Source organism: Mesobacillus sp. LC4 (assembly GCF_053543455.1).
Map to the genome: position 1 here is coordinate 38,613 of NZ_JBGCUB010000006.1, position 15,570 is coordinate 54,182.

At 40.5% G+C, this 15,570-nt stretch carries 18 protein-coding genes and 1 pseudogene; 7 read left to right on the forward strand and 12 right to left on the reverse strand.

The window, feature by feature from the left end:
- Positions 1 to 12 precede the first annotated feature (12 nt).
- The 6 genes from AB5I83_RS17890 to AB5I83_RS17915 all read right to left on the reverse strand — a co-directional run bounded on the left by AB5I83_RS17890 (position 13) and on the right by AB5I83_RS17915 (position 4,710).
- A complete protein-coding gene (locus AB5I83_RS17890; RefSeq protein WP_448977229.1) occupies positions 13 to 336 on the reverse strand; it encodes a ribonuclease E inhibitor RraB in 324 nt (107 codons plus the stop codon).
- 237 nt (positions 337 to 573) lie between these two features.
- A complete protein-coding gene (locus tag AB5I83_RS17895) occupies positions 574 to 774 on the reverse strand; it encodes a cold-shock protein (protein WP_026694123.1) in 201 nt (66 codons plus the stop codon).
- A gap of 317 nt (positions 775 to 1,091) precedes the next feature.
- Positions 1,092 to 1,982: an acyl-ACP desaturase gene (locus AB5I83_RS17900; protein WP_226086681.1), complete on the reverse strand. Its 891-nt coding sequence runs from the start codon at positions 1,980 to 1,982 to the stop codon at positions 1,092 to 1,094.
- Positions 1,983 to 2,370: 388 nt separating this feature from the next.
- Positions 2,371 to 3,771 carry a nucleoside recognition domain-containing protein gene (locus tag AB5I83_RS17905; protein WP_448977232.1) on the reverse strand — a complete coding sequence of 467 codons (1,401 nt, stop codon included), beginning with the start codon at positions 3,769 to 3,771 and terminating at the stop codon, positions 2,371 to 2,373.
- Positions 3,771 to 4,466, reverse strand: coding sequence for a FeoB small GTPase domain-containing protein (locus tag AB5I83_RS17910; RefSeq protein WP_448977234.1), 696 nt, complete (start codon positions 4,464 to 4,466; stop codon positions 3,771 to 3,773). The genes AB5I83_RS17905 and AB5I83_RS17910 overlap by 1 nt, the downstream gene beginning before the upstream one ends.
- Positions 4,459 to 4,710, reverse strand: a complete 252-nt coding sequence (locus tag AB5I83_RS17915) for a FeoA family protein (protein ID WP_448977236.1) — start codon at positions 4,708 to 4,710, stop codon at positions 4,459 to 4,461. Before AB5I83_RS17915 ends, AB5I83_RS17910 begins: the two co-directional genes overlap by 8 nt.
- 229 nt (positions 4,711 to 4,939) lie before the next feature.
- Here AB5I83_RS17915 and AB5I83_RS17920 point away from each other — a divergent pair, with 229 nt between their 5' ends.
- Positions 4,940 to 5,452, forward strand: coding sequence for a GNAT family N-acetyltransferase (locus AB5I83_RS17920; RefSeq protein ID WP_448977238.1), 513 nt, complete (start codon positions 4,940 to 4,942; stop codon positions 5,450 to 5,452).
- Positions 5,453 to 5,666: 214 nt separating this feature from the next.
- Here the strand turns inward: AB5I83_RS17920 and AB5I83_RS17925 are convergent, their stop codons facing one another.
- Positions 5,667 to 5,918, reverse strand: a complete 252-nt coding sequence (locus tag AB5I83_RS17925) for a hypothetical protein (RefSeq protein ID WP_448977240.1) — start codon at positions 5,916 to 5,918, stop codon at positions 5,667 to 5,669.
- A 154-nt stretch (positions 5,919 to 6,072) separates the two neighbouring features.
- Positions 6,073 to 6,876 (reverse strand): hypothetical protein, encoded by an 804-nt coding sequence (locus AB5I83_RS17930; protein WP_448977242.1) that lies wholly within the window; start codon positions 6,874 to 6,876, stop codon positions 6,073 to 6,075.
- Positions 6,877 to 7,518: 642 nt separating this feature from the next.
- Between AB5I83_RS17930 and AB5I83_RS17935 the strand changes: the two are divergent.
- A pseudogene (locus tag AB5I83_RS17935) lies at positions 7,519 to 7,938 on the forward strand (pyridoxamine 5'-phosphate oxidase family protein); the annotation flags it as partial.
- 160 nt (positions 7,939 to 8,098) lie between these two features.
- On the opposite strand, the gene AB5I83_RS17940 reads toward AB5I83_RS17935, so the two are convergent.
- Entirely contained in the window at positions 8,099 to 9,286 is a 1,188-nt protein-coding gene (locus tag AB5I83_RS17940; RefSeq protein WP_448977244.1) for a molybdopterin-dependent oxidoreductase, read from the reverse strand.
- A gap of 393 nt (positions 9,287 to 9,679) precedes the next feature.
- A complete protein-coding gene (locus AB5I83_RS17945) occupies positions 9,680 to 10,510 on the reverse strand; it encodes an MBL fold metallo-hydrolase (protein WP_448977246.1) in 831 nt (276 codons plus the stop codon).
- Between the two features lie 208 nt (positions 10,511 to 10,718).
- Between AB5I83_RS17945 and AB5I83_RS17950 the strand changes: the two genes are divergently transcribed.
- From AB5I83_RS17950 to AB5I83_RS17960, 3 genes are all read left to right on the forward strand, one after another.
- Positions 10,719 to 11,360 (forward strand): pyridoxamine 5'-phosphate oxidase family protein, encoded by a 642-nt coding sequence (locus tag AB5I83_RS17950; RefSeq protein ID WP_448977248.1) that lies wholly within the window; start codon positions 10,719 to 10,721, stop codon positions 11,358 to 11,360.
- 226 nt (positions 11,361 to 11,586) lie between these two features.
- Positions 11,587 to 11,730 (forward strand): hypothetical protein, encoded by a 144-nt coding sequence (locus AB5I83_RS17955; protein ID WP_448977250.1) that lies wholly within the window; start codon positions 11,587 to 11,589, stop codon positions 11,728 to 11,730.
- Positions 11,731 to 11,978: 248 nt separating this feature from the next.
- Positions 11,979 to 12,860: a GAF domain-containing protein gene (locus AB5I83_RS17960; protein WP_448977252.1), complete on the forward strand. Its 882-nt coding sequence runs from the start codon at positions 11,979 to 11,981 to the stop codon at positions 12,858 to 12,860.
- A gap of 90 nt (positions 12,861 to 12,950) precedes the next feature.
- Here AB5I83_RS17960 and AB5I83_RS17965 read toward each other — a convergent pair whose 3' ends face one another.
- Positions 12,951 to 13,115, reverse strand: coding sequence for a hypothetical protein (locus tag AB5I83_RS17965; protein WP_448977254.1), 165 nt, complete (start codon positions 13,113 to 13,115; stop codon positions 12,951 to 12,953).
- 164 nt (positions 13,116 to 13,279) lie between these two features.
- Positions 13,280 to 13,978 (reverse strand): Na-translocating system protein MpsC family protein, encoded by a 699-nt coding sequence (locus tag AB5I83_RS17970; RefSeq protein ID WP_448977256.1) that lies wholly within the window; start codon positions 13,976 to 13,978, stop codon positions 13,280 to 13,282.
- A gap of 303 nt (positions 13,979 to 14,281) precedes the next feature.
- On the opposite strand from AB5I83_RS17970, the gene AB5I83_RS17975 reads away from it, so the two are divergent.
- A complete protein-coding gene (locus AB5I83_RS17975; RefSeq protein ID WP_448977258.1) occupies positions 14,282 to 14,971 on the forward strand; it encodes a Na-translocating system protein MpsC family protein in 690 nt (229 codons plus the stop codon).
- A gap of 192 nt (positions 14,972 to 15,163) precedes the next feature.
- On the forward strand, positions 15,164 to 15,562 hold the full coding sequence (locus tag AB5I83_RS17980; protein ID WP_448977632.1) for an anti-sigma regulatory factor: 399 nt from the start codon (positions 15,164 to 15,166) through the stop codon (positions 15,560 to 15,562).
- Positions 15,563 to 15,570: the final 8 nt, after the last annotated feature.

Genomic DNA, 15,570 nt, shown 5'->3' on the forward strand with positions numbered 1-15,570 from the left:
ATCACCTGCATTTTATTCAATAAATACGCCCCAGCCATCAGAATGGCCGCCGTAAGGCTTGCTTATTTTATCCAGCTTTTCCTGCACTTTTTTTAATTCGCTATGGTTAAGGAGCATCCTTTTCGAGCAACTGCAGGCCCACTCATCTGTATCATCATCCTGATCGAGTAAGCCATGAAAGCCTTCTTCCTTCAATACGGGCAGAAGCTTCTCGCCAGTTGCCTTATCCGGCACAGCGATAAAAAACTCGACTGGCTGCGGCTTTTTAAAACTGACACCTTCATTAAACAAACTGCGCAATGCTTCTCCATCCGCGTCGTTTGGAAATTTCATCATCCATTCCTCCATTTGTGTGCCTTCTATGTTGTCATTATCATGCACTTGCTAAATTTCTGCTAATCATTTGATTATGAGATTGTATGTTATAATGTAAATAACCTTTTGCTTTAAATTTATTACTTTACCGGTTCCATGCCCCTGCTCGTTCGTTGAGTAGGGGTTTTTTATTGCTGCTATTTTTGAAAATAAAAAAACAGACCCTTTTGGAGTCTGTTTCGGTATACTATATCAAAATTAAGCTTTTTGAACGTTAGCAGCTTGAGGTCCACGTGCACCTTGCTCAACGTCGAAAGTAACTTTTTGACCTTCGTCTAATGATTTGAAACCTTCAGATTGGATTGCAGAGAAATGAACGAATACGTCTTCTCCACCTTCGCGCTCGATGAATCCGAAACCTTTTTCTGCGTTAAACCATTTTACTGTACCTTGTTCCATGTTTGTTGCCTCCTAGTGCTAATGCACATTGTATTACTATCCTTGCCCAAAGTGATCATTAGAACGAAGAGTCGAACTTTACACCGAACAAAAATAATTCTACCTAAGAATAACAAGATTTAGGAAAAATTGCAAGGGACTTTAGTTGGATGAGAACGTTACGGTTCAACTGCGATGAAAGTCAAAAACACAGGGACGGTTCTGGCGTTTCATAAATTGTTAAAATACGCTATTTACTGAAACAGAAGAACCGTCCCCACGTTTCACGTCCCTATTCTTCTTCAATAAAAAACCAGCACCCCCGCTGGTTCAACTTATCACTTTGTTTTATAAAACCTGTCCCTGACCCTTTTTAAACGGGCGTGATAGTTCAGGATATCAAGTCTGGCTTTTTCAGCTTCCGGCGCGATCGGCCGCAGCTTTTCAATTTCCCAGTAGTCTACAATCACATCAAGTACCTGATCAAAATACTCAAGCGGGCCGTAGTTTGCTTCCTTGGCAATGATTGACATCCTGTCTTCAAAGTCAGGCATGACGGCACCCGGCATTTTGAAGTTCATGATCACATTCCCCAGGTAGTAGCAGTAATTCGGCTCCAATTGCAGATGATATTTGATGACATCCCGGTAAAAGGCATAATGCAAGGTCTCATCCTTGGCCAGACGACGCAACAGGCTTGATAAATCCCGGTCGTGCGGACCCGCTACCTTTGCCACATTATTATAAAAAACCATGGTTGCGAGCTCTTGCATAGAGGTATACACCATCGTCTCAAATGGCGTATGGAAATCAGGGTTCCAGCCATTTTCAACGGTTTGCTTATGTAGCTCGTGAAGCCGATTCGGATTGACATTCCGTGTGATTAATAAATACGTTTCAAGCAGGTTTGAATGCTGATCCTCTTCTGCTGTCCAGGTATGGACAAAATCCTTGATGACCGTCAGTGACCCTTTGAAGGTCTGATCCAGATAAGAGGTAAACCACGGCAGATTCACTTCGGTTAAGAGAGCTGTTTCAACAGCAGTAATAACGGATTGAGGCAGGGTCACCTGGCTTTCGTCCCATGGAACACGCCTGAAATCCTGCGCCTTGTCCCATGGCAGAAATTCATGATAGCCCCAGTCAATTTTCTCAGCCCTCTTTTTATGTTCTTCATACAATTCCCTGACCTTTGGTTCGAGTCTGAAATCTAAATGGTTAGTTAGCAAAGCATACCCTCCATGACGAATAAAGTTTGTTTAATAAACCGAAATCCAATCCTGAAAACTTTTTACAACTAACTTATAGTACCTGTTACTAATTTTACTATATCATATTAACACTATAGAAAACTAAGATATAAATCCCTCTATGTAATTTTGAGTCTTTTAACCTCTTTTTTTATGGGGGGATTTCAGTGACAGTGGTCACGTTCCATTGGGGAGGTAAAACAATGGGACACGGGGATAAAAAAAGAAACACAGCTGCCATCAGCTGTGTTTCCTTCCTACTTTTCCGCCTTATTGTTTTCTGCGCCATCCGGTTTACGGGAAGCATAGCGACGGTAAAATATGCAATTTACTGAAACAAAAGAACCGTCCCCACGTTTCTTCTACTTTACACCCATCCAAAATAAAGGGCAGTCTGGGCAATGACGAAAGTGACTCCAAGCGCAATCACCGTCGGTATGATGAAAGCCATGAATGTCCATTTCTTGCTTTTCGTTTCTTTGTATATATTAATCAACGTTGTCCCGCACGGATAGTGTAGTAATGAAAATAACATCATGTTCAATGCGGTAAGCCACGTCCAATTATGCTCAAGAAAAATCTGTTTAATATTTTCGATTCCGCCAGCGTCCACCAACTCCCCAGTTGAAAGATACCCCATTAATAAAACCGGCAACACGATTTCGTTTGCTGGCAAACCGATGATAAAGGCCATCAGGATATAACCATCCAACCCAAGCATTTGTCCTAATGGATCGAGGAATTGTACGACATGTAATAATACGCTGATTCCATTTATATCGATGTTCGCCAATACCCACGTCAAAATCCCTGCAGGTGCCGCGACCTTCACGGCTCGATTAAGTACGGCAAGAGAATTGTTTATTGAAGATCGAATGACCGTATCAAAGATTTTCGGCTTTCTATATGGCGGCAATTCTAACGTATAGTGAGTCGGAACACCTTTCAGGAGGGTTTTTGATAGAATCCAAGATACAGAGAACGTGACAATGATCCCGAATAAGACAATTCCCACAATGACGGATGTGGTAACAAGCAATTTGAATCCACCCGTAAAACTGGCGGCCATAAATAGGGATGCTAGAAGGATGAGTGTGCCCCATCGTCCATTACAAGGGACAAAATTATTGGTCAAGATGGCTAGCATTCTTTCACGTGGTGATTCAATGATTCTAGTTGACATCATAGCTGCCGCATTACATCCAAACCCCATCGCCATCGTCAATGATTGCTTCCCGTGAGCTCCAACGGTCTTGAACAATCGGTCCATATTAAAAGCCACTCTTGGCAAATAGCCGTAATTCTCTAAGAGAGCAAAGGTGGGAAAAAATATGGCCATTGGAGGGAGCATCACGCTGACCACCCAGGTAGTCCCTCGGTAAAACCCGAGTACCAAAACCCCATGAAGCCACTCTGGAGCATTCAGAAAATGGAAGGCCATTGTAATATACCCTTCCACCCAGCCAAAAAATTCAGCAAGCATGGCGGATGGTATATTTGCCCCGGCAATCGTTAAATAAAACACCGCTCCTAACATCAGCAGCATGATCGGGAATCCCCAAATCGGAGAAGTCAATACAGCATCCAGCCTTTCCGTACGCTGGTCATGCCTTGTTTTTGAATAGATGACACTTGCATTGATTGTTTCTCTGCTAGTTTCGTATAACGCCTCAACAATTTTGTCCCTTGTTTGTGATGAAGTATATTTTTCTGCTTGGCTAAAAAGGTCACTTAACATTTGTTGTTTTTCTAATGCTGAATACTCCATTAGCTTAAGGCCTCCTTTGTTCCATTCCTAATCTTCAATTCTTCCAAAAGAGTTTTATCACCGTCCAGCAGTCTTAATGAAAGCCACCTGGCTGGTACCGTATCTCCAAATACCTCTTGAACCATTGGCAAAAGTGAATCTATTTTTTGTTCCGTTTCCTCATCATAGGTGATTTTGATTGGGGAACAAGGAATCACACCGCTTATTACCCTTTCAATGGTGTCCAAAAGCATTGGAAGACCGGTTTTATTTCTGGCCGAGATCTTGATTACAGGAACTCCTAGCCGCCTCATCATCATTTTTTCATTGATCTTGATCCCCATTTTTTCAGCCTCATCGATTAGATTGATGCAGACAATTACTCTTTCCGTCAGTTCCAATACCTGAAGAGCCAAATTCATATTCCGCTCTAGTGCTGTTCCGTCTAATACAACGATGGTTAGATCCGGTTTTTCAAAAACAATATAGTTCCGCGCTGTTTCTTCATCAAGGGAGTTGGAGAAGAGGGAGTACGTACCGGGTAAGTCAATCATAGAGTAAGACTTACCTTTATATAAAAACATGCCTTCCTTCATTTCGACCGTCTTACCTGCCCAATTTCCAGTATGCTGCTTCAACCCTGTCAGAGTGTTGAACAATGTACTTTTTCCTGTGTTAGGGTTTCCTGCTAATGCAATCCTGTACCGATTATCCATGGTTGATCAGCTCCCCTTCAATACGAATACTTTCTTCTTTCCTTAAAGCAATCGAAGTACTAGAGACACGAAAAGCAATGGGGTCACCTAATGGACTTTTTCTAAGGACCTCCACGATTGCTCCTGGTACAAATCCTAAATCGAGCAATCTTCTCCGCATGATTCCTTCCAGTCTCAGAGTAGAAATTTTTATTAAATCGCCTTTTACCCCTTCAAAAAGAGTCAATCTATTAGTCCTAGCCATCTTTCTTTCCTCCATCCTATTAATTTTCCCTAATGCAACTTTTTATTTGTTTTAAGTATATGCACATATATTCATATTGTCAAAATTTTTCTGAAAAAGTATGTAGGGACGTTGAGACTGTCCTGATTCGCATTTATGAACCGATTAATGAAAAAAGCTTCTCTTGAAAACCTTCCATCATGATAAGATGGTGCTACACTGAACTATTTTTAGAAATGAGGTTAGACTTGTGCTTGTATTTGAGACGGAGCGTTTGAATATCCGCTGGCTGGAGGTCAGTGACCAGGAGTTCATTTTTACATTGCTGAATGAACCAGGATGGCTAAATTATATTGGAGATAAAGGGATTCGCTCGCTTGAGGATGCTAAGAATTATATTTTGACCGGGCCAAGAAAGATGTACGAAAAATTTGGGTTCGGCCTTTTTGTGGTTGAACTGAAAGAGAGCAAGCTGCCGGTTGGTTTATGCGGTTTGATTAAACGGGATGGGCTGGAGGATGTCGATATTGGATATGCCTTTCTTGCAGAACATCAATCTAAAGGATATGCCTTTGAATCTGCCAAAGGGACATTGGAATATGCCCGTAAACTAGGTTTGGATCGGATCGTTGCCATTACAACCAAAGACAATGCTTCCTCCTCCAAACTCCTTGAAAAGCTTGGTATGACTTTCGAAGGATACGTGACTCTTCCTCAAGATGATGAGGAACTTAAGCTATATGCTATAAACGTAGCAAAATAATTTTAGATGCATACGGACCTTTTACTTCCAAAAACAATGACGAAAAAAGGAGCAAAAGGTCTGCCACCTTTGCTCCCTGTTTGTTCCTTGATTTGTTCTCACTCTATCTTTCTAAGTTGTCCCTGATGTTCCCACCCATGCATCGGTACCATATCCCTCACTTGCCAGTAGCCTTCGTGTATATGATCGATGGCTTCGATTCTGACAAGCCATTTCACGGATTTATAGGCATACATTTTGGAAAAATACCGGTTACGTTAGCCCTTAAATGTTCATTTAAGGTGATATTCTCTAATTGTGTCCTTAGACCAACGATGAATTGTCTATACTTATCAGCCATGTTACAAGTGCCCATTAATTCATTATCAAAAAACTTAACAAGATCGGTTTTACCTTTAGCCTGACGCAACTTCTCTACGTTATTTTTAAGCAAGGATTCAACTCTTAAGTTTGCTAATACGTCCATAATGTCCATATTATCGCCGTAGAGCTCTTTTAATATATTAGTTTGATCAACCCCAATCTTTATTTGTCCCCAATGAGACAGGATTAATATCTAGTCCAGAAAATAAGAAAACTAACTCAAACATCGGACTGAGTTAGTTTTCTTTATAATCTATTTAGGAACAGATTGTTCCAGAAGTAGTTTTAGGAGGAATCTTGTAAAATGCATCAACAGCCCCGTTGTAATGATATACCCAGTTGCCAATGTTCCAAGCTTCTGCCAATGCAGCTGTAATCCCTAAAACAGCTCTAACCACTGTGACTGAAAGTTTACCCGATTTTAATAAAGACGTAGCGCCTGCTCCAATAACTTCAATAGCTTTAGCAGTAAATGATCCCTCTTCTATGATTCGCATTGAATCTATTCTTTTCGTAAACACCCCATAATTATAATCCCCGATTATATATCCAGACTTACCTTTACAGTTACCATAACCAGCTGCTGCTAATCTATTTGTATAGTTACTAACATAGTGCATATGAAGACCAGGAATTCTTGAGTAGTTTGATAAATAAGTAGCAGTAATACTATACTCGTTTGAAACCACTGGTTCCTTTTCTTTTATGATTTCCTGCTCCGTATCCTCAACTTTTCCATTTCTTTTTGAAATAGTCGTTTTGAATTTTTCTATTAATTTATCTTTTTCATTATCTACAGTGCTAAAAACTGAAGTGGTAATGGTTTCCTTATTTTTATTGCTCTTAATAACTTCTTCATAAAGTAGTACACCTTCATCAGTCTCCAATAAATAACTTGCAAATTCAGGCTTGTCTTCAATGTATTCAAAGCCATCCTTTTCTAATGTGGATCTTTCGAACTGACTAACAGTTTGAGCTGAGACGCTAGATAGTGACATAAATAGCAAAGTCAAAGTTGTTAAAACTATTAATGTACTGGTTAATCTCTTTTTAATCTTCATAATGCAATTCCTCCCTATTTGATATTGTACAAGCTTAATGTTACTTAACAGACTGGAAATATTCTACCTAATTACCTAATAAATACCAAAACAGTTCAAATTACTTATTTCCCAAAACCAATACTAGTTAATATTGATTAGTAAGGTTAGGGTGAGTTTTTATAGGCATATATCCTCTTCCTAATTATTACAATTCAAGATAGAATAAATGAAAGGGATTTTTTTGAGAAAGGAGAAGATAAAGTTTGAAAAATAAGTCAATCAAGGTAATACTTATGATTGCTATGTCTTTAATTTTCTTGGCATACGTTGTTTTTATATTCACCAACCCTGGGGACACCCGGATTACCCCACTTCTTGCACTAGTGAGCTTGTTTGGCGTTGTCTTATCAATAATATTGACTTACAAATCCACAAATGCGTTATCTTTCATGTTTACTGCTTTGCCGATATATATATTTGCGCTGTTCAGTTTTGTTTATTCTATCCTAGGTTTAAATAACTATTTAAAAGTCGCCTTCTTCAGTTTAATAATTATATATGTGATTCGACTAATAAAAGTGGGATGGAAAGGTAACTCTATTTAAAAAATATTAAATTCCTCTGTGACATAGGAGTAGGGTTGTATCAAACTATAAAGATATAATCTCAACACAGGAAGAACTTGAAGAGTTTCGTCCTTCGATCGGAAACCCAAGTCCGAGGACGGCGAATAAAGTCATTTCTTTTATGTGTGAACTTTGTTTCTAAGTCTCCCTTTGTGATGTTTCACCACGTGGAGATTCCACTAGTTTTGTCACAGTTCTTGATGAGAAGCACCTTTTCATCCCAGAACGACCTGGTAATCGAAGAATGGATTCCGTTCATAACTTCATTACGAATCCTCATATCGGTCTGCTCTTTCTCATTCCAGGACTGGGTGAAACTTTAAGAATCAATGGGAAAGCCTATATCTGCCGGGATTCTGACCTTCTCGAAAAAACAGCTGTCAATGGCAAGACTCCATTGTTTGGTATTTTAGTAGAAGTCGAAGAATGTTACGCTCATTGTGCAAAAGCTTTTAGAGACACAGGGACGGTTCTCGCGTCTCATTCGGGAACCGAAATAGTTAGGAAGCAAAGGGACGTACCTTTTTCTTCCTAAAACAATGACGAAAAAAGGAGCAAAAGGTCCGTCACCCATGCTCCCTGTTTGCTGCGGTTTTTGTACTCGCTCTATCTTTCTAAGTTGTCCCTGATGTTCCTACCCATGCATCGGTATCATATCCCCTCACTTGCCAGTAGCCTTCGTGCACATGATCGATGACTTCGATTCTTACAAGCCATTTCACGGATTTATAGGCATACATTTTGGGGACAATCAGCCGGACAGGGCCTCCATAGTCTGACGGGATCAGCTCTCCATCCATGAGCACAGCGACCATGACATCATCCAAGGCTGCCTGTTCAAGGGATAATGAGTCAGTATAGACACCGTCGCCCGAGTAAAATTTTAGATGGGAGGCATTTTCTTTCAGCTTTACTTTCTTCATGAGATCCTTCAGCAGTATGCCTTCATACGTGACATGAAGCACGGACCATCCCGTAACGCAGTGAAAATCACTGACCTGGACTGTCCTCTTCAATTTGACGAATTCTTCCCATGACAACGACACTGGTTCATCAACCAGTCCATCAATCGTAAAATTCCAGTTTTCATTCGTAAAAACCGGTGTCTCCGTTACTGTATAAATCCGGAATTTGCCTTCATACCCTCCACCAATGGGAGGGGCGGATTGCTTGGCGGGAATGGGCAGTGGCGAAAGCTCATTTGTGCTGTTCAGCGCCACCTCCTGCAGTGTCGATCCCCCATCATCCATCACTTGTTTAAGCCATTTATAAATAGATGGACCCAGTAAGATCGCAAGCAAAGTGACAATGCCGTATTTAAAAAATCCTCTGCGGCTGAAGGCGTATAGTTCTTTCTTTTTTTCTTGCAGTTGAGCTGACCTTTTCCGAAACCAGCCTGACCTAGTCACGGAGTGGAAAAGGAGGACCGGCAGACCAATCCAGGTGAATACATCATGTACGACCAATGACGTTTGAACGAGTTCTTCAGGAAGACTTCTTTGAAAAGTCAGTACCGTACCGCTAATAATCCAGCCAATGATCAATCCAATGACCATCGCAAGATTCCGCTTCTTCCCTTGTTGTTTTTTTATCACTTTGTAATGGAAAGCAAAATAGCGGATGTAAAGCAGAAGGAAGGCAACCGTTGCAAAACCGATCCAAATATGGACATCCTTCAACAAGACACGGTATGAAGCCAACGGCCCCCTTAATGAAGGAATGAAAAGCAAGATCCCACTTATGAATAAAAATAAGGTAGCATATCCATTCAAATGATGAAGTCTTTTTAAGCTATTCCACATTCCGCTGCACCCACCTCTCGTTTAATCAGAGCCTGAACTTGAAGCGTCTTCCTTTTCCGAAATAGCCCCTCCTTGGTGCTGAACCAGATGCAGGCCATTCTGGAACCAATATATGATGAGAGAAGCCTTTTTTTCATCTGCTTAAGTCTTTGAACAACAAGACCATCCAAACAGGACGGGCATGATAGATAAATCGCACCAACATCACCATGATTCATGTTCCAATAATTTATAATTATAGACTACTAGCAATAGTATATTCTAATTTCAATGGGCTAGAATGGTACCGATGGAAGACACATGGATAGTTCAAGAATGATGAAAAACAAATAAAGGCCTTCCCTGCCAATGGGCAAGGTAAGCCTTCTTTTCCTATATGATAAGTGAATGGATTTAGTTGTTTAAATGAACGAACTTTCCCTCCAAAGCCTCAATATACCTTTTAGCGGATTTTTGAACAGATTGATGGGCATTTTCCTTAATGACACGATGGAATGCATTATAAAGTCTGTCAAAATGGAGAACGCTGACTTTAGCTGCCATCTCCTGAACCTTGGTAGCTGGCAACGGGATAAGGTTTGGATAACTATACATGAAACTTACCCATTGTCGGTCGGCGACTACTTGAATAATATCACCTGTAAGTAGTACCCCTTGCTTGTTCACATCATTTTCCCAGTGTAAAACACTTCCGCCATGAAAATGACCACCCAAACGATACAATGTTACGCCACCATCAAGCTCAAGGGAATCACCAGACCAGAATATGATCCTGTCACTGTGCCTTGTGACCCACTGTCGATCATCTTCGTGGATATAAATGCTTGCTCCGAACCGTTCAGCCCATTCCACCTGTGTCGAATAATAATGCGGATGGGACAATGCGATGGCATCGATTCCTCCTAGAGAATGGATTTCCTTTTCTGTCTCTTTGTCCAGATAGGTGATGCAGTCCCATAGCAAGTTGAACCCATCATTCCGGACTAAATAGGCTGTCTGCCCAATTGCAAACGAAGGAGTAGTGGTAACGCTGTACAGTCCTTCCTCCTCTTGGACAATGGTATTTTTATAGTTCCCTGAATCTACAAGCTGTTGAAGCGTTGTCCATGACTGTCCATCCGGGTGAATGTACTGTCTTTCGTCAGCGCAAATCGGGCAGGTTTCAGGAGCGTGAGCAGAATGGGGATATTGGACACCGCAAGTATTACAGATAAAATGGTTCATTTTGAACACCTTCCTATGATTTTTTCTTACCTTTATTATAAAAAAACCATTAAGCGATCTCGTCGGAAGGATGGTGTAATCTATCTACAACTTTTGGCTGAGATTTCCTATTAGGTCTCCACTGATCTTCAAATGACCCTGCAAGTAATGAATTATAACTAAATAAATGGTAACATTGTTACAAATACCCAATTTGAAAGGTGACCTCATGATATCAAACTATAAAGATATAATCTCAACACAGGAAGAATTTGAAGAATTTCGTTCATCGATTGGAAATCCAAGCGCAAGGGCAGCGAATAAAGTCATTTCTTTTATTGACGACCATTGTAAAAACTTTATATCAAAGTCCCCCTTTTTATCTATGTCCACTTCTCACGCTGACGGCCGTTGTGATGTTTCACCACGCGGCGATTCTCCCGGGTTCGTGGCCGTTCTTGATGATCAGCATCTTTTTATCCCAGAACGGCCTGGAAATCGAAGAATGGATTCTGTTCATAACATCATTTCAAATCCTCATATCGGCCTGCTCTTTCTCATACCTGGACTGGGTGAGACTTTAAGAATCAATGGGAAAGCCTATATCTGCCGTGATGCTGACCTTCTTGAAAAAACAGCCGTCAATGGAAAGACTCCATTGTTTGGTATTTTAGTAGAAGTCGAGGAATGTTACGCTCATTGTGCCAAAGCTTTTATCCGATCAAACTTGTGGCAGCCGGACTCATGGCTGCAGACAGAAACCCTTCCTTCTGTCCCCAGCATGCTGGTTGCACACGCAAAACTGCCAAACACGACCCCTGAACAAGTGGCAAAGGAATTAAAGGAAGGATATACAAACAGGCTTTATTGATCCGAGGAAGCATAGGGACATTGCCTTTTGACTCCAAAAATAATTCCGTCCCCTTGCTCCCATTGAACGCCTGGTTGATCAACCAGGCGTTCTTTGCTGTCTGCCCATCGCAAGTGGCCTTCCTCTTCTTAAGCAATGGCCATAAGTCTCACCATATTGTTTTAAGTTTACACCACGCAATTTTTAGGTATAAGTTACTAAAACTTTTTTACCGGAGGCGACTTATTTGGCGAATGAGGAAAAAGTCATTTATCAAGGGAAAGAGCATATTATTGTGCATCAATATGAATCAGGCTATGTTGAAATCAAAAATCCAGCTAGCAGGAATATTGAACTCGTACACCAGTCAGAATTAGAATCGCGCAAATGATTCACATCCCTGCAGCAATGTTTTATTCGTCTAATAAGCCATGGATCATCTGCTGAGAAGTTTGGAATGGAATCTCCTACCTTATTTGCTCTCTTAACCGGGAACAAAGGACCGTCTAGTCTCCTTAAACACGCATTCATGTTTGTTTAAGTAAAGTTATGTGTATATACTATTGAGAAACTTTGTATGGGAGTTAAAGGTATTGTTTATCTTAATAGAAGAAATCAATTTGCAGGGGTAGGGTAAAAATGTCAGCTAACAGCATGATCAAGGAACTAAAATCATTTAAGAATTTTGAAGAAGCTGCAAATGATATTCTTCAAATCATGAGTAAATTCATCGATATAAATACACTGTTTATAGCGAGAAATGATCAGCGAATAAATGAAATTGTTAATGTATTCAATAAGGAAGAGGTTTTATTAGAACAAGGTGATACTTTGCCTTTCGGAGAAACCTTTTGTAAATTGAGTGTGGATCACGGAAGAGAAAGCCTCTTCATCCCGGACCTTCATAAAAATGAACTTACGGCGGCTCTTAATGTGACAAAAAACTTAGGGGGCGGCTGCTTTATCGGCATCCCCATCTATTATGGCAATGGTGAGAATTACGGCACCATTTGTGGTCTTGATAAAAAGCCAATTGAATTAAGCCAGGAACATATTGAGATGTTTGAAACGATGGCATCTTTACTTACCTATGTGCTTGATTTGGATTATGCGAACAAACAGATCCAAAATTTATCGGCACCGTTCGTTCCCATAACAAATGGAGTAGCCATTTTGCCTGTTATTGGTTTGATGAACGAAGAACGTGTAGAGCATATCATTTATGCTGCTCTTACTAAGAGTAAGGAGCTGTCACTTCAATACTTGATCATTGATCTATCAGGAATTATCCAGATTGATGCCATAGTGACTTCCTCCTTGCTGAGAATCGCAAGCATCTTGAAATTGGTCGGCGTAACACCGGTTTTAACAGGAATAAGGCCCGATTTAGCATTAAAAGCAATAGAATATAATAATAACCTTCAAGGAATTACGATTGAAGCAAGCCTTGAAAGAGCTTTAAACAGAATTGGATTTTCTGTAGAAAAAAGTGAACTAAATAAAAGTCACACAGCTAGATAAATTCACAAAAATATCCTCTCCCTTCCCGTTTTACAACCTTTTGGGACATACGGAAGGGAGAAACAGGGATGTCCCATATCCCTGATTCCATTACACCTTGGACTTTGCCTCGCTTACTCTCATATTGATTGCGTGCTCGATTAGCTTGATGTCCTCCATGATATACTCCTTAAGCCGTTCATCCTCACATTTTTGATAATCCGATTGCAGCCGGTGTAGTTCATTTTTCATTAATGCCATTTCGATGTGGGTCATCTGTATAATCCCTTTCGTAGTAAGGTAGATTTCTGACGTATGTGCTGCAACAAAGGAGCTTCGGTACGCTTATACTGTTTTAAAAAAGAAAAAGCCGAAAAGAACAGGCACTTACCTGCTCTTCTCGGCTTAGGTCTGGCACAATGTGTCCAGATCACCACTGCCTATGCTTTATTTGGTTTCATAATTATAGTGATGACACTCTTATCAAGATGAAAATCCCAGTCAACAAAGATGTCCTGGATTTTTGAATCAAGTATTTCAGAAAACTGGGTGCTGCCAGTCAGCATTCCGCCTTCAAGCTGTCTTTTTGCTACGCGTAATGTCTCATCGAATCCAAGGGAAACCAACTGTTTCTCGATTGGCACTAATATTCCCTCCCGGATGACAATCAGTGAACGGGAGCTGAGCATGTAAGAGTAAACACTGTCAGGTGCTTTTTCTGCTTGCTCGCTTATATGGGTGATTTCCTTGTGAATCTCATCTCTGCCTTGGTAATCAGCCCTGGAGTCTGCTCCCTCTTCCGGGCTGTCCGGACTGATGGCTACAAAAACTCCAGAAAGGTTCTGCAAATTCCAACCATAATACATATGCTGTATTTCCATATCAGTTAAAGCTTTAATTTGCCCGCAAATTTCAGGGTCCAATGATTTCATCAAGTACTCCCTTGTCGTCAGGACGGTAAGTTCCTGTCCTTGTTCCAGAAGCGCCTGCTCCATTGGTGAAATAAAACCGCTTATATAAACCAATACATACGGCCGTGATATTGTAACATGTATCACTTCTGGCCCTTTGCCAAATTTATCACGCAGCAGCTTGCCAAAATTATTCGCCAATTTTGTTTGCTGTGCTTTAATATCCATTTTGTGGTCCACCCTTTTTAAAGAAAGAAGCATCATATCCTCTTTCCTTTTTTTATTTTATCATCAATTTCAAACAACATAAAACTGTCAATGTGCTTTTTACCAATTTTCCCCCATATTTAAAATAAAAACACAAAATTCAAAGGGATTTCCTTGATAGATGTAGAAAGGAATGTAGAAAGAAAATATATAAGTAATAACGGATTATAAAATCGCTGGTTTTTTCAATAGCATTTTTTACATATCGTCAAAAAAATAAATGGACTAGGGATATCATGCCTGAATCTGAAAAGGATGACGAGAATGGATGTAAGGAAAAAGGAAAAAGAGCTGGGGAGTTACATAGGAAGAATCTTACGGGAACATTTTGGCAAAGGTCCTGGTTCTGTATTCGCCACTATTGCCCATCCCTATATCACTGTGTATATCAAAGACTTTCTGTCTCCCATGGAAGATAAATTGATGACCAAAGAACAAAGCAAATATGTGGAGAAAATCAGGGATATGCTCATGCAGACCCTGACTGAGGAAATCAAAGCTTTCCTAAAAATTAATCTTGATATTAACCTGAATGAATTTCATTATGACTGGAATCTTGACAGCCATACCGGCATGTTCATCGGCGTTATGGAAAGTCAGATGGATGAACAGGAATACTTTTACAGAAATCAGGATGAGGTCCACGACGAAATCATTAAGGTGAGCATAAAGGCAGAAAAGCCACCCGGCAGCATTGATTCCTGTATGCTGAACCCAAGAACATTGGTCATCATTAGGAATGAGATCTTGATCAGTGTAGAAAAAGAAATGATCAATCTAGGCTTTACCGAAGCTCTCACTCTTGCCAAGCGTAACCTTGAAAAGAGGCTGTTGTACCAGCATACCCCACAGCTTGAGACGTATCTCGAAGCCAAAGTGGAAAACGCTTTTGTGTCATGGGATTTCGAGTTGGATAAAAGCTTGGTCGTATTAATATTAAAACCGAATAGCTGAAGGCAGCAATGAGCTGGGCGATAGAACCAGACATAAGCCAAAAGAAGGGATTAACCACCCTTCTTTTGGCTTTTTTCTTTTTAAGGAAATCATTTGAAAGCTTTTTTAAAACCGAATTCTCAATGGAACCTCCAATAGAAAACACGATTGATATACACAGCAAAAGGTGGTGGCAAAGGAATGGTAGAGATTATTCATAAAATGGCCCTGGTTCTCATCCAATTAGAACAGGACATTATCACAGCCCGCGCAGCGGGAAGGACTTTTTCCAACGAGCTCTGTTTTGATTCTATTAATCAGGCGAGAATCGTCACCTCAGTATCAGAGCTTGCAAGAAATATATACAGATATGCCGGAACAGGACAGATCCGCTTTGAGCAGATTGAAAAAGGAAATAAAAATGGTTTGAAAATCACAGCCAGTGACAAGGGACCTGGAATCATAGAAATCGGCAAAGCCTTGGAACCAGGATATTCCACATCAGGCGGCCTCGGATTCGGTATTCCAGGGATAAAAAACATGATGGATGAATTTTATATTACTTCCTCGCCAGGCAGTGGAACGAAGGTGACTGTCTATAAGTGGCAATAGGATAGGCG